This is a genomic window from Pseudoalteromonas distincta (assembly GCF_000814675.1).
GTDB classification, from domain to species: domain Bacteria; phylum Pseudomonadota; class Gammaproteobacteria; order Enterobacterales; family Alteromonadaceae; genus Pseudoalteromonas; species Pseudoalteromonas distincta.
The window spans coordinates 141567-164168 of sequence record NZ_JWIG01000021.1 but is presented as its reverse complement, the minus strand read 5'-3'; the positions used below and the strand labels follow the sequence as shown (position 1 = coordinate 164168).

Sequence of the window (22602 nt, the reverse complement as noted above, 5' to 3'; positions counted from 1 at the left end):
AAAGGTCACCCAGGTGGCCTTTTTTAATGCCTGAAGAAAAGTGATTTGCTCCTAGGTATAGAATTATTGCCGTAGCTTGGGTTGAGTTTTACGAAACCCGAGGGAATGTTCTTTGTGGTATTATTTGCCAAATAAGGCGGCTTTGGGCATCCTAAAAAAGCTTTTAGAGTAAAGCTGTGTCAATAAAATAAAAAGGAATTAATTTGGACCCTTTTTTTAACTATTTTGAAAAAATAGATAAGAGATATCCTGTCTGGGACTTATCACTGTTTTTTATATTAATTTATTTACCGATTTTACAGAGGGTTTATATGGAATTAAGTATTGCTGATCTTCTTACGTTAATTATAGCTGGAATTACTGCAGTTATTGCTTTTATTACTTATCTGATAGCAAAAGAATCCAATAACTTTGCCAAATTTCAATTAACAGGAAATCTTTCTTTAAGGTTATATGAATTGAAAGATCTTATGCAAAATGGCAAAGATAATGATGGCAGCGGTAATCTTTGGTGTAACTTTTTATTCTCTAAAATAATATCCAAAGAGCATGATTATTTACTTTTATTTATTATAGATAGCGCTAGATGTAATAACTTTTTAAATGAAGAGGAGTCAGAAAAGTTAGTCAATATTTGCAAATATTTGCGTTGTGGGCCAAATTCTCATTCGAAAATTGATGGATTTAAATATAATCCGAAAGAGTTGCGTAAACATTATGAAAACGCACGAACTTTAGAAGAAAGCTCAAAAGAAGAAGAAGAAATAAATAGATATATAAATACAATCATTGATTGTGTTCTAGCAAAGCTTAAATCTCACCATTATTAATATAAGCGCAGGGTTTTCTACGCTTATATACCAGTAAATTACACCGCTGACAGTTTAATGCTTTTTAGCATACTCTTCAGCTTGTTTTAAAACTCTTAATAAATTACCGCTAAGAATCTTTTTAATATCTTTGTCGCTGTAATCTCTATCCATTAAACCTTGGACAAGATTTGGGTAGCTAGATACATCTTTCAAGCCGATAGGTAATGAATCGCCAACTCCATCATAATCAGAGCCAATACCTACATAATCAATACCAATTAGCTCAACTACGTGATCAATATGGTCAAGTACTTGCTCAAGACTTGCAAATGGATACGGATTTTTAGCACGGTACGCAGCATCAAAATCTTTACTTAACTTAGTGCCTTCTTTTTTAGCTGACTCTTTTGTACTTTTTAATTGCTTGCCCCAACTACCTGCTTTAGCGGTAACAAAGCTTGATCCAAAGTTGATTTGAATAACGCCGCCATTTTCTTTAAGTGCTAATAACATATCGTCATTCATATTACGCTCAAAGCCAGGCGTGTATTTACGAAGTGATGAATGAGAGGCAATTACTGGTGTTTTAGAAAGCTCCATAACCTGATAAAACGCATCATCAGAAATATGCGATACGTCAATTAGCATGCCTATATTATTCATTTCAGTGACAAGCTTTTTACCAAATGGGCTTAAGCCTTTCCATTTACGGCGTATATCGTAAGACGAATCCGAAATATGGTTGCTTTGAGAGTGCGCTAGCGTGATGTAACGAATGCCGCGGTCGTAAAAGTGCTGAAGGTTTTTCATATCACCTTCGATTGGAGAGCCATTTTCCATACCCATGGCTATAGACAGCTTACCTTGTTTAAATTGCTCTTTAATATCAGTGCTTGAGCTAGCAATAGCAAACTTATCGGGTGCGCGCTGGACTATGGCTTCCATACTATCAATCATTTGATTGGCTAGCTGGTAGCTTTTTCCTTTACCTTCAAACTCTAAATGCGCAGGAATATAAATCGACATAAATGGGGCGTTTAAACCGCCTTTTACAGCGCGAGGATAGTCAAAATCGCCATCACTAGTTGCTTGGGTTACATCAACCCAGCTTTCGTGAATTCGATAAGGTACGTCAATATGGGTATCAATTATGATGGTATCTTTAGCGAGTTTAATTGCCTTGTCAGATGCTGTTATTGTTTGTTCTGCTTGGGCTTGGCTAGTTAAAGCTAGTGATATGGCTACCACTAGAGTGCTGAGTTTTATCATGTTTTGGCTCTTTGGGTAAAAAGCCATTGTGTACGTTCAATTCAAAAGTTACAAGTACTACGCCTTAATCAAACGACTGTGCTTGATGCTCTTCACTTTGCAGGGCTTTAAATTCGCCTTTTGAAATTATAGTTACAGACTCGTGTAATTCTGAGAAAAACACCATCGCTTCGCCATTTTTAAGCTGCAGCTTTACTTGGCTTACTTTAGATTCGATGCTTGCCTCTACTTCACCATAATCGGTACCTTCGCGTAATACGTAGCTTTCGATTAAGTTATAAAGAGTGTCTTGATCGAGTTGTTCAAAAGGGATAATCATTACTACTTGTTACTCGCTTTATTTGATACGTGCTGGCTAAAATAATGAGGGACGACTTTTTCTAACCAAAATATAGGTTTAAACGGATTTTTACCGCTAATAAAACCAACATGCCCGCCCTTGTCAGAGATGCGCAGCGTAACATGCTCACTTACGTCTTGCCTACTCGGTACGGCTTTAATTGAGAGCATAGGGTCGTCTTTGGAATGAATAATAAGTGTGGGCACAGCGATATCTTTCAAGTACGGCATAGCACTGGCTTTACGGTAGTAATCGTGTGCGTTTTCAAAACCATGTAGAGGGGCTGTTAACTGATTATCAAACTCTAATAAATCGTCAATTTTCATTAACTGTTTTGGCGTTAATGAAATTTGCTGCTTAATTTGTGGCAGCTTTCGCTGCATAGATTTTTTCATCCGATCGAGCAGATATTTTTGGTAAATTTTACCTAAGCTTTTACGAATAACATCGCTCGATGACGACAAATCATAAGGAGCAGATACCACCGCAGCTGCACTTAATGGGCATTTTTCGCGTTCTTCACCTAAGTATTTGGCAAGTACGTTACCGCCCAATGAAAAACCAACAGCTACCATAGTGCGCTTAGGAAATTGTAGCTTTAAGTGATTTATAAAAAAAGCTAAATCGGCGGTGTCACCGCTGTGATAAGCACGTGGTAGGCGATTTACTTCGGTTGAGCAATTTCTAAAGTGCATAAGCACAACTGCATAACCTTGTTTTTTTAACGCCTTCATCATGCCTTTGGCATAAAAGCTATTTATATTGCCTTCGAGTCCGTGCAAAACAACAGCAAGTGGTGCGGTTTCATTATGTGGAAGTGACCATGCAAGCTCAATAAAGTCACCATCAGGTGTATCAAGTTGCTCAAGTTCGTAGGACGTATTGTGAAATGGGCGGAAAAAACGCGGCATTATGGTCTGAACGTGACGATTGGTCATCCACCATGCTGGTTTGAACTGAGAGATCATGTTTGTACTACGCACTTTGTATTAAACGAAAAGCTAGTGTATCAAATTTTTCGCTTCAGAAAATAAAAAGCGCCTAACTAGTAAACTAATAAGGCGCTTTAGTGCGTCGTGCTTAATTTTGTTCGGGAATTTCTGCGTCATGTATTTTTTTCAAAAAGAAAAAAGCAAAAAAGATACACAAAGAAACAACTATGGTTAAAAACCCAAAAGACATAAATAAAACTGGATCTGTAAAAAAGTCTCTAAAGAATACGTTCATGAGTTGCTCCCCTCGTTGTTGATGGGTTAATCATAGGCTGTGTTTGCAGGTCGCAACGTGATCGAGATCAAGTTATTTTTCTAAGCAGCTATAGGAGTGACGCTAAGTTGATTTAGATCATGTTTTAAGGGTTGGTAAGTTATTACCACTGAGAGCTAAGAGAGTTTTTCACTTTACCTAAAAGCGTAGCGCTTTAAACTTTTTTGAGTAAACCACTTAAAGATTTTTTGCACAAAGAGAAAAGAATGAGAAGTAAATGAGGGTAGAGCAACAAACTGCTCAATATTTATATCTAAGTTATTTTGTTTTCCTCTAAAAGCGAAGCGCCTCTTAACCTCTTTGTGAGTAAATTACTTGAAGGTTTTGTGCACAAAGAAAATAAGAAGTGGAGGAGGGTATAAAAACTAATACCCTAAGTGGCTTTCACATATAGCTCAATGTTGTTTGGCTCTGAAAGTTTGACTAATTCAAGCTCATTTACTGTTTCAATCAACATATGTTGCTGTTGTTTTTCAAGCTTCAGCTCAGCGCTTAGCAACTCTGCACGTATTGTGGCGTAATTACTTATCGCATTCTGGTTAGCTTTTAAATAGCTACGAGCGGCGCGTAGGGGTCGTAATGTATGAGTATCAAAGTCACTAGTTACGTTTATTAACTCGTTTAGCTGTTGGGTATTAACACTTAAATTTAATGAGTCTAAATAAAGCAGTAATAAGCATAAATTAACGTTTTTTCCTTGCTGGTTTTGTAGTGCCAGCAAGGTTGTTTGTTGCTCAGGCTTTGCGTACAAAGTGCACGCAAATTGCCAAAAATGGTCGCTATTGAGCAAGTTCATCGGCGAATGCCTGCTCTTTTTCTTCCATTTCTTCAAGTGCCATAAGTAACTCTTCTTCAACGTCGTTAAGTTTAGGCGTAAGGGTTGCTTGCTTGGCTAATAACTCTTTAAGCTTGGCTTTGTTGTCGTCGTTGTAGAGTTCGTTATCACCTAAGGTCACTTCCACTTCACTTAATTCCGCGGTGAATTTATCGAGTTGCTTTTCAAGCTTTTCAATTTGCTTTTTAAGTGGCTGAGTGGCCTTTCTAAACTCAGCCTCTAAGCGTTTTTGCTCTTTGCGGTTAACACCCGGGTTTGCTTTAGGCTCGTCGCTTTGCTGCGCTTTAACCGCTTCTTTATTCGCGTTAAGTAACCATTGATAATACGCGTCTAAGTCGTAACCAAACTGGGTTACTTTGCCGTCATCGACTAAGTAAAACTCATCGGCAGTGTTTTTAAGCATATGGCGATCATGCGATACGGTAACCATGGCGCCTTCAAAGCCTTGTAGTGCCATAACAAGTGCATGACGCATTTCTAAATCAAGGTGGTTAGTTGGCTCATCGAGTAGTAATAAGTTTGGCTTTTGATATACCAACATGGCAAGCACTAATCGTGCTTTTTCGCCGCCCGAAAACGGGGCTACAGGCTCAAGTGCTTTATCGCCAATAAAGGCAAAACCACCTAAAAAGTCACGTAGTGATTGCTCAGTGGCTTTTGGGTCGAGGCGTTGTAAATGCATTATTGCACTGGCTTTTAAATCAAGAGATTCAAGTTGATGCTGCGCAAAGTAACCAATATTTAATCCGTGATGCTGAACAACTTCGCCCGCTTGCGGCTCTAAATCACCAGAAAGCAGTTTAATTAACGTTGATTTACCTGCGCCATTTCGACCAAGTAAAGCAATTCGGCTGCCTGGTACAAGGTTTAGCTCTATATTATTTAAAATAGTGACGTCACCATAACCCGCTTTGGCTTTATCTATCGTCATTAGTGGGTTTGGCAATGCTTTTGGCTCTGCAAACTCAAAGTTAAACGGCGAGTCGGCATGTGCTGGCGCTAGTTTTTCCATGCGTTCAAGCGCTTTCACACGGCTTTGTGCTTGTTTAGCTTTACTGGCTTTTGCTTTAAAGCGCGTTATAAACTGCTCAAGGTGAGCAATTTGATCTTGTTGCTTATCAAACATTGCTTGTTGTTGTAGTAAGCGCTCAGCTTTTTGGCGCTCAAACTGCGAGTAGTTACCTTTGTACACGTTAATAAGTTGCTTATCTACATGCCAAATTTGATCAACCACCGCATCTAAAAACTCACGGTCATGCGATATAAGTACAAGGGTGCCGGTATAAGCACGCAAAAAGCGTTCAAGCCAATAAACGGCATCTAAATCAAGGTGGTTTGTTGGCTCATCGAGTAATAGTAAATCGGCGTCGCGTATTAATGCTTGGGCAAGGTTTAAACGCATACGCCAACCACCAGAGAACGAGCTTACTGGATTTTCTATAAGGTTATTGGCAAAGCCTAAGCCGTGTAATAGCTCACCTGCGGTTGATTCAATGCTATAGCCTTTAATGTTTTCAAGCTGAATATGTACTTTTGCTTGTGTGTCGCCATCGTTGTTTTTCTCGGCCTCACGCAGTGCTATACGCATTGCGTAGTATTCTGGGTGGCCTTGAAGTACGTAATCAATCGCGCTTATTTCAAGGGCAGGTGTCTCTTGCTTAACAGAGGCGATAGACCAATCTTTTGGAATGCTGCAGTTACCGGCATCTAGTTGTAGTTCTGATTTTAGTAAACCAAATAACGTTGATTTTCCACAGCCATTAGCGCCAACAAGGCCTACTTTGTGTTCTGGAAATAACGTAGCTGATGCGTTTTTTAATAAGGCTTTACCGCCACGAAGTAGTTCTATTTCTGAGATTTGGATCATGAATGCGTTACTTTGCTGTGCCCTTGTTAAGTTGGCGCTATCATAACATAGAACTTAATGCTCTTATCAAGCGTATCAACAAGTGAAGTTATACGATAAAATGACAGCAGTTCAAACCACAGGAAAAATGTTGTGAGACAAAAGAAGCGATTTATTGCTGGTGCATCGTGCCCTGACTGCAAAGCCATGGATACTATGATGCTATACAGAGAACATGATGTTGAAAAAGTAGAGTGTGTTGAGTGTGGTCATAAAATGGCGCAACCCGATAACGCTGTTCAGGCGTCTACTCGCCAATTTGAACAAGTAATTGGTGTGTTTAAACCGGGCGACTAACCCGGTTTTTTATTGCCTAATTTTTACCGGTTTTAGTAATGCGGTGGAGGTGGCTCAGGTACTTCAGACATCATAGACGATGATGACTGCGACTCTTTAATTTTCTCTGCTAGCAGCTCGGTTTGGCGTTTCATTTTTGCTAACAGCTGTTGGTGCACTTTTATTTCATCATTTAAGACTTCAATCGTTTCGTCTTGAAAAGCCACTTTGGCTTCAAGTTCCATTAAGCGATGTTCAATTGTGTTCATTATTCTCTCGTATAATAAATCGCTCTGCGATCCCGCTGGAGCTTTCGGTTAACAACGACTTACCGTTATCTGTAAATGTCACATCTAGCACCACCGCCGATTTAGGCTTACTGCCTTCGCGCGGGGTAACCTGCCAAGTTTGAATTTTTTCACCGCTTGGTATTTGCCACAAATCTACGCGCTTATTTGGCGAGCCGGTTGCAAGCAAAGTGCCTTGTTCGTTAAAACGCACAGCAGTAAAAATTTTCTGACGCGCAATATACTTCAGTTTACTCACAAGATCACCTGTAGTCAGCTTCCATACATTTGCTTGTGCCATACTATCGGCCGTAAACGCATAGCGACCTTGTGGATCGAGCGTTACTTGGGTAACACGCGTTGGGTGATTAAAACGATGAATTACTTGGCCTGTACGTGTATCCCAAAAGTAAGCAACATAATCGTTAGAGCCACTTAAGGCAAAGCGTCCGTTAGGTGAAAGGTCAACGGTGTTAACTTTATCTTGATGACCTAAAAACTCAATACGACGTCCGGTTTCTAGGTTTACAAATACGACAACGCCGTCGCTACGGCCGTATAAAACACTACGGCCTTGATTGCTAATGGCAATATCGCGAATACTGGCTTTTTGTATTTTGTAATAACCTTTATTTTTGCCTGTGGTTATATCCCACACAGCAAATGTGGTTTTTTCGGCGGTAACTGCCACGCTGTTATCAAAAGCAATGGCAACAGCGTACACTAGGCTGTCTTGTGACTGCTGCTGAAACCATTGGTATTTTAGCACCTGCTGTTGATTATCCCACAGAGCGGCCCCATGGTTGATAGAGGAGATCAAACTGTATTTACCATCGTTTGAAACTGTTGATGAAAACGCACCTTGTGCAGCATGTTCGTAACTTGCTACAGCGTGTTGTTTTTTATCGGTACAGGCGATGGCTAAAAAACAGCTAAATACGATTAAAAAAGTACGAAATATCGACATATTACAGGTATTTCCCCTTAACTCTTAGTGACTGAGAGGTTAGACTAGGACGCGTTAAATGCCTAGGTTGTTTGTCTAATCACTGGATATGTTTTTAGTTTAGCTAACAATATGGAATTTAGTCATTAAACAAGCAGCCTATCATGTGGGCCGTTAATCTTTCACTAGTAATAATACATTAAAATGACAACTGCAAAGTGTGTCGGAGATTTAAAATGAAAAAGACGATTAGATTGTCATTGATTGCAGCGTCAGTTTTAGCGCTTACAGCTTGTAATCAAGAAGCAAAAAAAGAACAAGCTGAAGTTAAATTAGACACTGTAGAACAGCAACAAGCATACGGTATTGGTGCATCTGTAGGTAACTTTTTAAATAAAGACCTAGCAGACAAAACAGAAATTGGTATTGAACTAGACCAAGCACTTTTAATTCGTGGTTTTGAAGATGCGCTTGCTGGCAATGCAAAAATTGACGAAGAAAAAATTCGCGAAGTATTAACTGCACTAGATACATCAGTACGTACTAAGCAAGAAGAAAAAGCTAAAGTAGAGTCTGAAAAAAGTAAAGAAGCAGGCGCTAAATACCTAGCTGACAACGCTAAAAAAGAAGGCGTTACAGTAACTGAGTCTGGTCTACAGTACGAAGTACTTAGCGAAGGCGATGGCGAAAAGCCAGTGGCAACTGATGTAGTTAAAGTACACTACAAAGGGACTTTATTAGACGGTACTGAGTTTGATAGCTCATATGCACGTAACGAACCGACAACTTTCCCTCTTAACCGCGTAATTGCGGGTTGGACTGAAGGTTTACAACTTATGTCAGTGGGTTCTAAGTACAAGTTCACTATACCTTCAGAACTTGCTTACGGTGACCGTGACTTAGGTAAGATTCCAGCTAATTCAACACTTGTATTTGAAGTTGAATTACTTGAAATTCAAAATGAAGAAGCACCAGCACAATAATAAGCTTATTGTGTAAATGCAAAAAGGGACCTTAGGTCCCTTTTTTAATACGTGTAAGTAACGTATTAATTTGCATGATTAGAAAACAAGTTATCAATAAGCTCATCTTCAAGTGCAAAACGTGCTTCTAATGCCTCACCAATAACAGATAAGTCATTATCAAAGTCTTTCAATAAGTCTTCTTTGTCTACTTCTGCGTACTTATCATTAAAATCTAACGCCACATCGGTTGTGCTAGAAATACGCGGGTAAATAGAGTTTGCAAGCTCTTGGCTTTGTAAGCCCTTTTTTTCGCATGCTTTTGCTATATCGTCATATACTTCAAAATGGCCTGCAGATAGGTAATCCATTAAAAGCTGGCAAAATGATTCAATTAGTTTTGGCTCTGGCAATGCTTGATCTTGCTTTTCGTACGGCGTAAAGCCTGCAATTTTGCAGTAAAGTACAATAAGTTCTTGGCGTTCGTTTAGCCATTTATCAATTACTGTGTGGCTACCACCCCATTTCTGTTGAGCTTTTTCTACACGCGTCAGCATAACTGTTCTCCTAGCTGGGTTGGTTTTTAATTTAAATATAATAAGTTTATGTACATCAAGATATATTTAATTTGCGCGTATATCAACAAGTAAAGTTGAGCTACTTTGAGGGTTGTACCTTTTTATATAAACCGAGGTGAGGGATTTTATTTTAGGCAAGAAAAAACCACCAGTTACGGTGGTCTAATTTCTTTCAGTGACTTGTTATAACAAGCTTTCTTATTTTTATGAGATGATTTTTATTGTTATTATTTTAAAACATTTATTTTTATTGTTTTAAGATTTTTATTATTGTTTTTGTTAACGCGGGACAAACAATAACAAGGATTTTGCGATGTTGCAAACATATTAATAAAAAGTTTTAAATGTTATTTATTTTTGTTTATTTTATAGTCAAAAGGGATTAAAAAACTCTATTCTATTGATCTACCTCTAGGTAAAGCTGTTTTCGTCCCTAAGCAATAGAGGGTCGGAGAATATGGTGGTACAATCTTGCACAATTTATACAAGTCTTAGGATCATTTACGCCATGAGCGAATTAAAAAACGACCGTTATTTACGTGCACTTGCAAAACAACCTGTTGATGTAACTCCGGTATGGATGATGCGCCAAGCAGGACGCTATTTACCAGAGTATCGCGCTACACGTGCACAAGCGGGCGATTTTATGAGCCTGTGCCGTAATGCTGAGCTTGCATGTGAAGTTACACTGCAGCCACTACGTCGCTACCCGTTAGATGCCGCTATATTATTTAGTGATATTTTAACGATTCCAGATGCGATGGGTTTAGGTCTTTACTTTGAAACTGGCGAAGGCCCTAAGTTCGAACGTCCTATTTCATCTCTTGCTGATGTTAAAAAAATTCCAAAGTTAGACCCTACAGACGAGCTTGGCTACGTAATGAACGCAGTAAGTACTATTCGTCGTGAGCTTAAAGGCGAAGTACCACTCATTGGTTTTTCTGGTTCACCTTGGACGCTAGCAACGTATATGGTTGAAGGCGGTAGCAGCAAAGTATTTGGTAAAATTAAAAAAATGGCGTTTGCAGAACCGCAAACACTTCATTTATTACTCGATAAGTTAGCTGATTCAGTTATTGATTACTTAAATGCTCAAATTAAAGCTGGCGCGCAATCGCTAATGGTATTTGACTCATGGGGCGGTGTATTAAGCCCGCGCGATTACAACGAATTTTCACTACAATACATGCATAAAATTGTAGATGGCTTAATTCGTGAGTACGACGGTCGTAAAGTACCGGTTACTTTGTTCACTAAAAATGGTGGTCAATGGATTGAAGCTATTGCAGCAACAGGCTGTGATGCAATCGGTCTTGATTGGACTATTAATATCAGCGACGCTAAGCGCCGCGTGGGTGATAAAGTAGCTCTACAAGGTAATATGGACCCATCTATGTTACACGGTACACCAGAGCGTATTCGCCAAGAAGTAGGCACTATTTTAGAAGACTTTGGTACAGGCAATGGCCACGTGTTTAACTTAGGCCACGGTATTACACCAGATGTAGACCCTGAAAATGCTGGCGTATTCATTAATGCAGTACATGAGCTAAGTGCTAAGTACCATAAGTAATAGTCACTTAAACAAGCTTTAAAACTGTTTAAAAGTAAAAAACCCGCTAAGTTGCGGGTTTTTTGTTACCTATTTATAAAGGCTTTTAAAACTACTTATTTAAGCGGTTATTTAAATAAGCGATTTAAGCCATTTAATGCCGCAACACGGTAGGCTTCAGCCATGGTTGGGTAGTTAAATGTGGTATTTACAAAGTAGTCGATATTATTGCCACCATTTTTTTGTTCCATAATAGCTTGGCCAATGTGAACAATTTCAGAGGCACGTTCGCCAAAACAATGTACGCCAAGTACTTCTTTGGTTTCAGTGTGGAATAATATTTTTAAACTACCTACTTCAGTACCAGCAATTTGCGCGCGAGCCAAATGCTTAAACTGAGCACGGCCAACTTCATACGGTACTTTAGCGGCTGTAAGCTCTTGCTCTGTTTTACCTACTGAGCTCATTTCTGGGATGGTATAAATACCGGCCGGAATATCAACAATCAGCCTGTCATCGCAGTTACCACATGCAATTGCATCAGCAGCTATACGACCTTGGTCAAACGCAGCACTTGCAAGGCTTGGATAGCCTATTACATCACCTACAGCGTAAACGTTATCAATTTCTGTTTGGTATGTTTCGTTAACTTTTAATTGGCCACGGCTATCGGCTTTTAAGCCAATGGCTTCAAGATTTAGTGTATCAGTGTTACCAGTACGACCATTAGCAAATAAAATACAGTCAGCTTTTACGCGTTTACCTGATTTTAAATGCATTATAACGCAGTCGTCACGGGTCTCTATTCGGTCAAACTCTTCGTTATGGCGAATAACAATGCCGCTGTTCCAAAAGTGGTAGCTAAGCGCGTCAGATATTTCAGCATCCATAAAAGCAAGTAGTCGGTCACGTGTATTAACTAAATCAACTTTAGCGCCTAAACCTTTAAATATTGACGCGTACTCACAACCAATTACACCTGCACCATAAATCAGTACACGATGAGGGTCATGCTCAAGGCCAAGTATTGTGTCACTTTCGTAAATACGAGAATGCGTAAAATCTACCTCTGGTGGGCGATAAGGGCGTGAACCCGTTGCTATAACAATCGTTTTAGCAGTCAGTCGCTCAGTTGAACCATCATTTCGTTTTACTTCAATTGTGTGCTTATCTACAAAGCTCGCATCACCTTGAAACATATGAATGCGGTTACGATCGTAAAAGCTACTACGTAAATTAGATTGCTTAGAAATAACAGAACTTGCGTGACGTAAAATATCAGGAAATGTTAAGCGGCTAGGGCGCTCACCAACATTAAATAACGGATTTGCTTTGTATTCAATATAGCGGCTAACAGAGTGGCGAAGCGCTTTTGAAGGAATTGTTCCCCAATGTACACAACCGCCACCAACTGATTCTTGGCGTTCAATAACCGCTACTTTTTTATCGTTTTTTGAAAGGTTCATGGCGGTACCTTCACCGCCAGGACCCGTGCCAATAATTATTGCATCATATTGGTATGTCACGGGTACTTTTTTTTGTTCTGGTTGTTTGGCCACAGCCACTCCTAAATTAATTAAAAGAGGCTTTTAATAACCTCGCATTAAGTGCTAGCCATGCCTGTTTTTGATTTTCCCAGGCGGCTTCCAACTCATGGTATTGTGCCATTAATGCTGAGCGTTCACACTGCTTTGCCATGTTATTTTTTTTAACTTCTAACACTTGTTTTTGTAGTGAACAATAATTTTGCAGTTTTTTCAGCAGTAAATCGTACTCTTGTTGTAATAATGTAATCTTATCTTGTGCTAAAGGCAATTTTGCAAGACGCGTTTGCGTTTTGCTCATTAGCGTTTCGGCCTTTGCTTTTTCGATACGTTCAACAGGTGTACGCTTCAATTTATTAGCTAAACCAACAGCTGCTAAAGAGCGGATCATCCATTTTGTTGGATCGTAATGAAACCATTTAATACCGTTACGGTAGTCGCTTGCAAATATATGGTGGAAGTTGTGATACCCCTCACCGTATGTAAATAACGCTAAAAAGCCGTTATCGCGTGCCGTATTTTTTTCGGTGTATGGGCGAGAGCCCCAAATATGTGCAACCGAATTTATAAAAAAGGTAAAGTGTTGACTCAGTACTAAGCGTAGTAAACCTGCAAGAATTAACATACCCCACACATCACCAACTAATAAACCAAGTGCAAGAGGCAAACCTACGTTCATAGCAATAGCTAGTTTTAAGTAGTGCTTATGTTGCCACATAACGACTTTATTTCGTTGTAAATCACGACAATTACTATAGTCGTTGTAGCTATCGCCTTGGTAGTCACGTAACATCCAGCCGATATGGCTATACCAAAAACCATTGGTAGCCGCGTAAGGGTCTTTTATAGGGTCGTCAACTTGACCGTGATGTATACGGTGATCGCTACTCCAATGCAAAGCACTGTTTTGTAGTGCAAAAGCACCGCCAAGCGCAAAAATAAATTCAACAGCAGGGTGTGCGTTATAGGTTTTATGTGCCCATAATCGATGGTAGCCAGCAGTAATTGATAAGCCTGCATAAAACATGCAGCCAACAAAAGCAATCCAATGCGCGCTGGTAAATCCGTAGCTAATGGCGTACCAAGGTACAAGTGTGGCAGCCGCCAAAAAGGTTAGGCTAAAAAATAGGACGTTTGTCCAAATAATCGGTGGTTTATTCATAATTCTCAATCTCAGCGTACAACTGTAAGCTAAAATAGTATTTCAAACTCTCGTCGTCAAGTATTAGACTGGACAATTGAGCTAATATCACTAAATATTCATATAAAATAATTCAGGGAGCTGTTGATGTCGGGTGTTAGAGCGCAACAGAAACAAAAAACACGACAGGCGTTAATTCAAGCGGCATTTAATCAGCTGAGTGCTGATCATAGTTTTTCGAATTTAAGTTTACGCGAAGTTGCACGAGAAGCTGGTATTGCCCCAACTTCTTTTTATCGTCATTTTAAAGACATGGATGAGCTAGGTTTAACCATGGTAGACGAAGCCGGTTTAACCCTTCGTCAACTAATGCGTCAAGCACGCAGACGAATAGCAAACGATGGCGGCAGTGTTATAAATACCTCAGTGGTTACTTTTATGGAGTTTATTGATAACTCAAGCAATCAATTTAGGTTATTACTACGTGAACGCTCTGGGACTTCTAAAGCATTTAGAGCCGCTGTAGCCCGCGAGGTAAAACATTTTATTTTAGAGCTGGCTCATTATTTAGAAAGTGAAACTAAATGTAATGCTATGCATGCCTATATTCAGGCTGAATCTATGGTAACGCTCGTATTTAATGCGGGTGCAGAGGCGCTCGATATAGAAGGGTTGCAACGCGACGAATTGATTGAGCGCGTTATTTGGCAGCTGCGTTATATTACTCGTGGAGCCGGGCATTACGTAAGAGAAACGAATAAAGAAGCATAGCTTAAAAAAATTGCAAAAAGTTAATATAAGCACGGTATATTACAGTGCTTATTAATTTAAGCGTCGCTGGTTACGTATTTGTTATTTTAATTCTTTATATGGACCTGTGTTGAATTAAAAAACCCAATTGAATCGTTTTTAAATCTATTATGTGGAATATTTATGCTTGCTTGGTGCGGCTATGAATGTTAAAAATAGGCTTCACTGAACACACACACAAGAAAACAAGATGCATATTATTCGTTTAATTACACTAAAACTTAACCTCTTACTGCTATGGCAAGTAAGCGGGGATTAGTGTGTTTGCATCGAGTTGAACACTAAAAACCCCGCAATTGCGGGGTTTTTTTTATCTCGCGGCTGGGATTAATTGAAATTTGGGTAACATAGGAATGAGGGGCAGTTATGCAAGAGCAAGATAAAGTATGGATTTTTGATACCACCTTACGTGATGGCGAACAGGCGCTTAAAGCAAGCCTTACTGAAGATGATAAAATTCAATTAGCACATACAATTAGCCGCTTGAATGTGGATGTGATGGAAGTGGGTTTTCCGGTTTCGAGCCCTGCTGATTTTCGCTCGGTGCAACGTATTGCAACCGAGGTAAAAGGTCCGATTATTTGTGGTTTAGCACGCTCTGTTGCCAAAGACATTGAAGCCTGTGGCGAAGCACTTCGCACAGCACAACAAAGCCGTATTCATACTTTTATTGCTACAAGCCCTTTGCACCTTGAACATAAATTACGTATGAGCCTAGATGATGCAACGGCAATGGCTGTTAAATCAATTAAATTGGCGCGTAACTATACTGATGATGTTGAGTTTTCGTGTGAAGATGCCGGTCGTACGCCGCATTGGGATTTATGTAAAATTGTTGAGCAGGCTATTAACGCCGGAGCTTCAACTATTAACTTGCCAGATACCGTAGGTTTTGTAACGCCAGACGAATACGCCGCGATGATCCGCCATTTAATGAATAACGTGCCAAATATTGATAAAGCGCGTTTAAGTGTGCATTGCCACAACGATTTAGGTTTAGCAGTAGCAAACTCGGTGGCTGCAGTGCAAGCCGGCGCACGCCAAATTGAGTGTACTATTAATGGCATTGGTGAGCGGGCTGGTAACTGCTCGCTTGAAGAAGTGGCGATGATCATGAAAATGCGCAAAGACCATTTAAAAGTATACACAGATATTAAAAGTGAAGAAATTTACCGCGCATCTCGTCAAGTGGCTAAAATTTGTAATATGCCAGTACAACCAAATAAAGCGATTGTTGGCGAAAACGCCTTTGCGCATAGTTCTGGCATTCACCAAGACGGTGTATTAAAAGCGCAAAATACTTATGAGATTATGTCGCCAGAAAGCGTTGGTGTGCCAAGTAACCAATTAAATATGACTTCGCGTTCGGGTCGTCATGTTATTGAGCACCGTTTAGAAGAGTTAGGCTATCAAAAATCTGATTACGATATGGATGGCTTATACAAAAGCTTTATCGAATTGGCTGACCAAAAAGGCACCGTATACGATTACGACCTTGAGGCAATGATTTACTTTAATCAAATTAACGACAAAGACGAAAAATACCAATTAGAGTTTGTTAACTCAGCCTCTAACTCACAATCGGTAGCAAGCTCTACGATTGGAATGCGCATTGATGGCGAAGCTAAACAAGAAGCCGCGACAGGTAATGGTCCAGTAGAAGCCTCGTTTGCAGCTATTGAGCGCTTAACCGGTATGAGCGTTGAAATGATTGAATATAACTTAGAAGCGACAGGTCAAGGTGCAAGCTCATTAGGCCAAGTAAATATTATAGCTAAATACGATGGCCGACCTTACCACGGTGCGGGCATTGCAGCGGATGTGGTTGAAGCGTCGGTACGCGCCATGATCCGTGTTTATAACTTAATTTATCGTGCACAAAAAGTGTCTGATTTAAAACAACAAAGGAAAGCAGGATGAGTAAAACAAACTACAGCGTTGCCGTATTAGCTGGCGACGGTATTGGTCCAGAAGTGATGGCAGCAGCAGAACAAGTACTTGATGCTGTGAGCAATAAGTTTGGTTTTACCCTGAACCGTGAGCATTATGCAATTGGTGGCGCAGCCATTGATGAATTTGGTAAAGCATTACCAGAGAGCACACTTGCAGCGTGTGAAAACGCTGACGCTATTTTATTTGGTTCGGTAGGCGGTCCTAAATGGGAAAACTTACCACCAAACGAGCAGCCTGAGCGCGCATCGTTATTGCCGCTTCGTAAGCACTTTGGTTTGTTTTGTAATTTGCGCCCTGCACAGTTATTACCAGCATTAAGTGCAGCGTCACCACTTCGCGCTGATATTAGCGAAAAAGGGTTTGATATTTTATGTGTGCGCGAGCTAACCGGCGGCATTTATTTTGGCGAAAAAGGCCGTAGCGGCGAAGGCGCTGAAGAAGCTGCTTTTGATACGCAAACATACTCACGAAAAGAAATCGAACGTATTGCAAGCTTTGCTTTTGAAGCTGCAAAATTACGTAGTAACCATGTTACCTCTGTTGATAAAGCAAACGTACTTGCATCAAGCGTATTATGGCGCGAAGTAGTCACCGAAGTAAGCAAAGACTACCCAGAAGTCAGCCTAGATTACATTTACGTAGATAACGCCGCTATGCAGTTAGTTAAGCAGCCTAGCCAGTTTGACGTACTACTTTGCGATAACTTATTTGGCGATATTTTGTCAGATGAGTGCGCCATGATCACAGGCTCAATGGGCTTATTACCTTCGGCAAGCTTGAATCAATCGGGTTTTGGATTGTATGAGCCAGCAGGCGGTTCAGCACCAGATATTGCAGGTAAAGGCGTTGCAAACCCAATAGCACAAATTTTAAGTGCCGCATTAATGCTACGTTACTCGCTAGGGCAAGACGAAGCTGCGCGCACCATTGAAAAAGCAGTGGCAGAAGCTGTAGAAGCAGGTGTAGGCACGCCAGATATATATCCAAATGCAGGTTACAGCACAAGCGATGTGGCAGCAGCCATCGTTTCACGTATTTAATAACATATTAAAGTTGCAGCACCGTTATGCTGCAACTCAAACAGATTAGGGAATTAGCAAGTGGCCCAAACGTTATACGACAAAATTTGGCAAGCACATACCGTTGCCAGCATAAATGAGCAAACCGACTTACTTTATATTGACCGCCATTTAGTGCATGAAGTTACTTCTCCGCAGGCTTTTGCAGGTCTACGTGAAAAAAACCGTACTGTACGTTGCCCAGAAAAAACCTTTGCAACGATGGATCATAACGTATCGACTAAAAGCCGATCACTTGATGCCGCAAGCGAAGTATCTAAAAACCAATTAATGGCGCTTGATAAAAACTGTAAAGAGTTTGGTATTGTACTTTACGATTTAAACTCAATTAACCAAGGCATTGTCCATGTAATGGGCCCAGAGCAAGGTATTACTTTGCCAGGCACAACCATTGTATGTGGCGATAGCCATACTTCTACGCATGGTGCGTTTGGCGCATTAGCGCATGGTATTGGTACGTCTGAGGTTGAGCACGTATTAGCAACTCAAACGCTACAGCAAAAAAAGGCGAAATCGTTAAAAATTCAAATTAACGGTGTATTGCGCCCAACGGTTACTGCTAAAGATTTAATTATGGCGGTAATTGGCAAGTTAGGTACTGCTGGTGGCACAGGCTATGTAGCAGAGTTTTGTGGTGCAGGCATTGAAGCGCTTTCAATGGAAGCCCGTATGACGCTATGTAATATGAGCATAGAAATGGGTGCAAAAGCGGGTTTAATTGCATCTGACCAAATTACTTATGATTATTTAAAAGGTCGTCCGTTTGCACCTAAAGGCGCAGATTTTGATGCAGCCGTTGAATATTGGGAAACCTTAAAAACAGACGAAGGCGCACACTTTGATTTAGTTGTTGAGCTAAATGCTGACGACATTCAACCGCAAATTACCTGGGGCACAAGCCCAGAGCAAGTAATTGGTGTTGATGAGTGCATACCCGATCCAGATAAAGAGCCAGATTTAATTAAAGCCGATGCCATTCGCAGCGCACTTAAATACATGGACTTAAAAGCGGGCGATAAATTATCAAGCGCAAAAGTAGACACGGTATTTATTGGCTCATGTACAAATAGCCGCATTGAAGATTTACGTGCTGCGGCAAAAATTGTTGAAGGCAAGCAAGTTGTAGCCGGCATAGAGGCGTTAATTGTACCGGGCTCTGGCTTAGTTAAAAAACAAGCTGAAGACGAAGGCTTAGCCGATATTTTTAAAGCCGCAGGCTTTGAATGGCGCGAACCAGGTTGTTCTATGTGTTTAGCGATGAACGATGACCGCCTAGAAGCAGGCAAGCGTTGTGCATCTACTTCTAACCGTAACTTTGAAGGTCGCCAAGGTCGTGGCGGGCGTACACATTTAGTTAGCCCTGCAATGGCGGCAGCCGCTGCAATACATGGTCACTTTGTTGATATTAGAGGAGAAGCATAATGAGCGTATTTTTTAGTGGCTTAATGGCTCCACTTGATAAAAACAATGTAGATACTGACCAAATTATTCCTAAGCAGTTTTTAACATCAACTAGCCGCGAAGGTTTTGATGCAGCCTTGTTTTATGATTGGCGTTACCTAGATAACGGTGAGCCAAACCCTGACTTTATTTTAAATCGCCCATGCTACCAAGGCGCGCAAATATTATTAACGCGCGACAACTTTGGTTGTGGCTCATCTCGCGAGCACGCGCCATGGGCACTTAAGCAATATGGTTTTGAAGTTATTTTAGCTGAAAGCTTTGCAGATATTTTCTTTAATAACTGTGGTAACAACCAAATGTTAGCCATAGCGTTACCTGCCGACACGCTTGAGCAATTGTTTGTACTTAGCGAGCAGCACGACGATATTAACATTGAAATCGACCTTGAAAATCAAACACTAACAAGTAGTAAGTTTGCGCCAATTAGTTTTGATATTCGTAAAGACGTAAAAGAGCGCTTATTAAGTGGCTTAGATTTTATTGGTGTAACCGAAACACTAAACCCACAGATTGATGCGTTTGAAAAACAACTAGCAGCTGAGCGCCCTTGGCAGTAATTGTTTAACTTGTATATAGTAAATTCACGTATTGAAAAGCACGGCAATTGCCGTGCTTTTTTGTGGGTAAATATTAGGTTCAGTACCTAAGGCTTAATGTCTAAAGTCAGCCATTAACGCAGGTATACCAGGTAACATGCCTACAATTGCCATTACAGTGGTAAGTAGCACAAACATAATAAGTGGAATCACCCAGCGGCTCATTTTAGTTAGCTCAGCGCTACGTTCTTTACAGCCAATAAGCCCTAAGTTATCAAGTAACATAGTAAGCGACCAACCAAAAGCCGGATTAACCAAGGTTGAGGCAAACACCACAATAGCGGCTGATTGCGTTGTTTTGCCTTCGCGCGTCATTTCCATGCCAGCTTCAAGTAGCGGGATAAACACTCCTACAATAAGCGCAACACAAAGCACAGGTTGCCAAATGGCTAAATCCATAGGGTAACCCCATAAACCTGCAATAATACAAAATACGGCTGTTAAAATAGCGCCAGCCGGAATAGGGCGTTTAGCAATAGCAGCAGGTACAATGTAAGTTCCCCACGATGAGGTAAAGTTAGCACCACCGGCAAGTGAGCCAAATGTTTGCCTAACCGATGCGCTTAGCATGGTGTCGTCTATATTCATTTGTACTTTTTCAGTACGTTGTGGGTAACTAATTTTTTGAAAAACTTGATGCCCTAAAAAATCAGGAGACCACATAGCAACGGCGAGCACTGCAAATGGGAGTACAACAACAAAGCTTTCAAGCGTTGGTAAACCTAGCATCCAACCTGTGTTTTCGCCCCACCAGTAAGCTGGGTTCATATTTGGTAAACCCGGAGCAGTATGAAACTCAAACGGTGCACCTAAAGCAAAGGCAACCACGCCACCAATAAGGCAGCTTAACGGCACAGCTAACCAGCGCTTTTTAAAGTGCTCTAATAGCGCATACAATAAAATGGTGGCTAAAATAACAATAAACGCAATATGCGCCATATCAATGGCCTCAGCCCAGGCAAACAGCTTTTTAACCTGCGAAATAGTACCAATAAAGCCTAAATAAATGAGTAGCCCGCCACATACACCTTTACTGGTTAGGCGCGCGAGCATACTTCCTCCCTTGGTTATGGCCAAAATAAAACCAAAGGCACCAATGAGTAAGCCAAACGCCATAGGGTGGCCGCCAGCTGCAACTACAATAGGAATTAACGGTATAAGAGGGCCATGAGTACCAGCCAAGTTAGCTGTTGGTAAAATAAAGCCTGAGAATAAGATGATAAAAATAGAAACAATGAGTAATTCGTAGCGCACGTTTTCTAAAACAAACGCATCGCTTAAACCAAGAGGTGCTGCAAATGTTGCCGCAATAGCCCCCACCATAACGACTTTACCAATAGTGCCCGCCATTGCTGGAATGGTGTCTTCAAATTCAAATCGGTAATCTCTAAACGGTAAATTAGGACGCCAGCGCTTAGGCTGCATAATTTGTAATTCATGTTCGAGATACTCGTCGCGAGTATTAAACTCTGAACTCGGCTTGTGAAGTTGCTCGTAACTTTGAGCATTCTTGTGCGTGTTTGATGGTGCATCACCGGGTGGTGTAGTTTGCATGCGTTCTCCTGCAACATTGTTGCTTAATCAAATAAATACGGCTTTTGTTAAAGCAAATGAATATTGAATATGCAGGGTAGATCAGCTTTTAGGCTGCTATGTATAGGCAAAAGGTCGTGCATGGTTGTTTTTAATACAGTTAATCTGACAATCAGCTTTACGTTAAAAATTATAAAACTACACAAACTGATTTAAAGTTATTATAAATCAATGGCTTGATTTTATTTTTAAAGAGTTTGATCTCTGTTTATAGCGGGAAATAGTGTTAATGGCAGGTTATTATCCTTTAGTCTTAGTGGTTGTAAAAGCCGCTTTGTTTGAAAAGCTTATTGGTAGCAGCCGTTAATTTCGTTTTATTTGTGGTGAAATAATACTTCTGTTACTTTCGGATTGTTAATAACAACAATAAAGAATAGAGATGCAACTCAACTCCCCTAAATCAATTGGTATTTTACTTGGTACGCTTTACGGCATATTTATGCGACTGTTTGTAGAGCTAGTCAATGCTTACAATTTAGGTAGCTTAGTCTCTATATCATTTATGTTTTTAGTGCCCGTTGCAATTGGCTATATTCGTATTCACTTTGAGTACAATGAATCAAAAACATTAACTAAAAGGCAAATGGTCACGATTGCTTGGCAGCCTATTTTTGTTTTTTTATTTGTAAGTGTAATTACTTTGCTTGAAGGCAGTATTTGTGTGGCTATGGCTTTGCCTGCTTTTATGTTTTTTGCCAGTATTGGTGGATTACTTGCGGGTTTTGTTAGAAAGCGTGAAATAAAAAAAGCGAATAGTTCTTTATTATCAATCGCGTTGTTACCTATATTGCTCTCACCTATTGAAGTTAATTTTTTAAATTTATCAAAAACATACGAAGTAACAAATTCAATAACTATTAACGCGCCCATCAATGTTGTGTGGCAACAGTTAGCTAATGTGAGTGATATAAAACCACAGGAAGTGCCTTTTTCACTCACTCAATTAATTGGTGTACCAAAGCCATTAAAGGCAAGTATGAATGCTAGCGGTATAGGCGCTGTTCGCACAAGTACTTGGCAAAAAGGCGTTGTGTTTAAAGAAGTAATAACCGACTGGCAACCAAATAAACAGATGCATTATAGATTTGATATAGACCCAGATGCTATTCCCGATGATGCACTCGATAAACACGTAAAATTAGGCGGTGAATACTTTTCTCCACTTTACGGTGGTTATCAGCTAAGTGAAGAAAAAAGCGGCAATACAATTTTAACGTTAAAAACGACCGTGCAAGACAATACAAATTTTGGTATTTATTCACGAATATGGGGAGAGATGATATTTCAAGATTTCCATCATTCACTTTTAACGTTGATGAAACACAGAGCTGAAAAGTCACTTATCGCAACTGTTTCTTATAATTAGCTTAAATCATCATATTTTAAAAAATAT

Annotated in this window: 21 protein-coding genes; 10 read left to right on the top strand and 11 right to left on the bottom strand. The window is 40.2% G+C overall.

Annotation, left to right across the window (positions count from 1 at the left end):
- Window positions 1–203 precede the first annotated feature (203 nt).
- Window positions 204–830 carry a hypothetical protein gene (locus QT16_RS13110; RefSeq protein ID WP_039488655.1) on the top strand — a complete coding sequence of 209 codons (627 nt, stop codon included), beginning with the start codon at window positions 204–206 and terminating at the stop codon, window positions 828–830.
- A 54-nt stretch (window positions 831–884) separates the two neighbouring features.
- On the opposite strand, the gene QT16_RS13105 is transcribed toward QT16_RS13110, so the two are convergent.
- The 5 genes from QT16_RS13105 to QT16_RS13085 all read right to left on the bottom strand — a co-directional run bounded on the left by QT16_RS13105 (window position 885) and on the right by QT16_RS13085 (window position 6389).
- Window positions 885–2081 carry a dipeptidase gene (locus tag QT16_RS13105; protein ID WP_039488733.1) on the bottom strand — a complete coding sequence of 399 codons (1197 nt, stop codon included), beginning with the start codon at window positions 2079–2081 and terminating at the stop codon, window positions 885–887.
- Between the two features lie 64 nt (window positions 2082–2145).
- A complete protein-coding gene (locus QT16_RS13100) occupies window positions 2146–2400 on the bottom strand; it encodes a YheU family protein (RefSeq protein ID WP_004335925.1) in 255 nt (84 codons plus the stop codon).
- A gap of 2 nt (window positions 2401–2402) precedes the next feature.
- Window positions 2403–3389: a hydrolase gene (locus QT16_RS13095; RefSeq protein ID WP_039488654.1), complete on the bottom strand. Its 987-nt coding sequence runs from the start codon at window positions 3387–3389 to the stop codon at window positions 2403–2405.
- A 671-nt stretch (window positions 3390–4060) separates the two neighbouring features.
- A complete protein-coding gene (locus QT16_RS13090) occupies window positions 4061–4483 on the bottom strand; it encodes a TIGR02444 family protein (protein ID WP_039488652.1) in 423 nt (140 codons plus the stop codon).
- The gene (locus QT16_RS13085) at window positions 4467–6389 is read right to left on the bottom strand and encodes an ATP-binding cassette domain-containing protein (protein WP_008165349.1); all 1923 of its coding nucleotides are present in this window, start codon (window positions 6387–6389) and stop codon (window positions 4467–4469) included. Before QT16_RS13085 ends, QT16_RS13090 begins: the two co-directional genes overlap by 17 nt.
- A gap of 132 nt (window positions 6390–6521) precedes the next feature.
- Here QT16_RS13085 and QT16_RS13080 point away from each other — a divergent pair, with 132 nt between their 5' ends.
- Window positions 6522–6725 (top strand): YheV family putative zinc ribbon protein, encoded by a 204-nt coding sequence (locus QT16_RS13080; RefSeq protein WP_007378899.1) that lies wholly within the window; start codon window positions 6522–6524, stop codon window positions 6723–6725.
- Window positions 6726–6757: 32 nt separating this feature from the next.
- Here the strand turns inward: QT16_RS13080 and QT16_RS13075 are convergent, their stop codons facing one another.
- Both QT16_RS13075 and QT16_RS13070 read right to left on the bottom strand, forming a co-directional pair.
- Window positions 6758–6973 (bottom strand): SlyX family protein, encoded by a 216-nt coding sequence (locus tag QT16_RS13075; RefSeq protein WP_004335946.1) that lies wholly within the window; start codon window positions 6971–6973, stop codon window positions 6758–6760.
- Window positions 6960–7958 carry a WD40 repeat domain-containing protein gene (locus tag QT16_RS13070; RefSeq protein WP_039488651.1) on the bottom strand — a complete coding sequence of 333 codons (999 nt, stop codon included), beginning with the start codon at window positions 7956–7958 and terminating at the stop codon, window positions 6960–6962. The genes QT16_RS13075 and QT16_RS13070 overlap by 14 nt, the downstream gene beginning before the upstream one ends.
- A gap of 215 nt (window positions 7959–8173) precedes the next feature.
- On the opposite strand from QT16_RS13070, the gene fkpA reads away from it, so the two are divergent.
- Window positions 8174–8920: an FKBP-type peptidyl-prolyl cis-trans isomerase gene (gene fkpA / locus QT16_RS13065; RefSeq protein WP_004335950.1), complete on the top strand. Its 747-nt coding sequence runs from the start codon at window positions 8174–8176 to the stop codon at window positions 8918–8920.
- Between the two features lie 65 nt (window positions 8921–8985).
- Here fkpA and QT16_RS13060 read toward each other — a convergent pair whose 3' ends face one another.
- On the bottom strand, window positions 8986–9456 hold the full coding sequence (locus QT16_RS13060) for an Rsd/AlgQ family anti-sigma factor (protein ID WP_002961083.1): 471 nt from the start codon (window positions 9454–9456) through the stop codon (window positions 8986–8988).
- 529 nt (window positions 9457–9985) lie between these two features.
- Here QT16_RS13060 and hemE point away from each other — a divergent pair.
- A complete protein-coding gene (hemE, locus tag QT16_RS13055; protein WP_002961084.1) occupies window positions 9986–11050 on the top strand; it encodes a uroporphyrinogen decarboxylase in 1065 nt (354 codons plus the stop codon).
- Between the two features lie 107 nt (window positions 11051–11157).
- Here hemE and sthA read toward each other — a convergent pair whose 3' ends face one another.
- Entirely contained in the window at window positions 11158–12588 is a 1431-nt protein-coding gene (gene sthA / locus QT16_RS13050; RefSeq protein WP_007378904.1) for a Si-specific NAD(P)(+) transhydrogenase, read from the bottom strand.
- Between the two features lie 13 nt (window positions 12589–12601).
- Window positions 12602–13735 carry an acyl-CoA desaturase gene (locus tag QT16_RS13045; RefSeq protein ID WP_024589509.1) on the bottom strand — a complete coding sequence of 378 codons (1134 nt, stop codon included), beginning with the start codon at window positions 13733–13735 and terminating at the stop codon, window positions 12602–12604.
- 126 nt (window positions 13736–13861) lie between these two features.
- Here QT16_RS13045 and fabR point away from each other — a divergent pair, with 126 nt between their 5' ends.
- From fabR to leuD, 5 genes are all read left to right on the top strand, one after another.
- Window positions 13862–14485, top strand: a complete 624-nt coding sequence (fabR, locus tag QT16_RS13040; RefSeq protein WP_010555448.1) for an HTH-type transcriptional repressor FabR — start codon at window positions 13862–13864, stop codon at window positions 14483–14485.
- 405 nt (window positions 14486–14890) lie between these two features.
- On the top strand, window positions 14891–16444 hold the full coding sequence (gene leuA, locus QT16_RS13035; protein WP_002961090.1) for a 2-isopropylmalate synthase: 1554 nt from the start codon (window positions 14891–14893) through the stop codon (window positions 16442–16444).
- Window positions 16441–17517, top strand: coding sequence for a 3-isopropylmalate dehydrogenase (gene leuB, locus QT16_RS13030; RefSeq protein WP_039488649.1), 1077 nt, complete (start codon window positions 16441–16443; stop codon window positions 17515–17517). Before leuA ends, leuB begins: the two co-directional genes overlap by 4 nt.
- Before the next feature lie 60 nt (window positions 17518–17577).
- Entirely contained in the window at window positions 17578–18978 is a 1401-nt protein-coding gene (leuC, locus tag QT16_RS13025; protein WP_039488648.1) for a 3-isopropylmalate dehydratase large subunit, read from the top strand.
- A complete protein-coding gene (gene leuD / locus QT16_RS13020; RefSeq protein ID WP_002961095.1) occupies window positions 18978–19577 on the top strand; it encodes a 3-isopropylmalate dehydratase small subunit in 600 nt (199 codons plus the stop codon). Before leuC ends, leuD begins: the two co-directional genes overlap by 1 nt.
- 93 nt (window positions 19578–19670) lie before the next feature.
- Here leuD and QT16_RS13015 read toward each other — a convergent pair whose 3' ends face one another.
- On the bottom strand, window positions 19671–21170 hold the full coding sequence (locus tag QT16_RS13015) for a DUF3360 family protein (protein ID WP_039488646.1): 1500 nt from the start codon (window positions 21168–21170) through the stop codon (window positions 19671–19673).
- Between the two features lie 418 nt (window positions 21171–21588).
- On the opposite strand from QT16_RS13015, the gene QT16_RS13010 reads away from it, so the two are divergent.
- Entirely contained in the window at window positions 21589–22575 is a 987-nt protein-coding gene (locus QT16_RS13010) for an SRPBCC family protein (protein ID WP_039488645.1), read from the top strand.
- Window positions 22576–22602 lie beyond the last annotated feature (27 nt).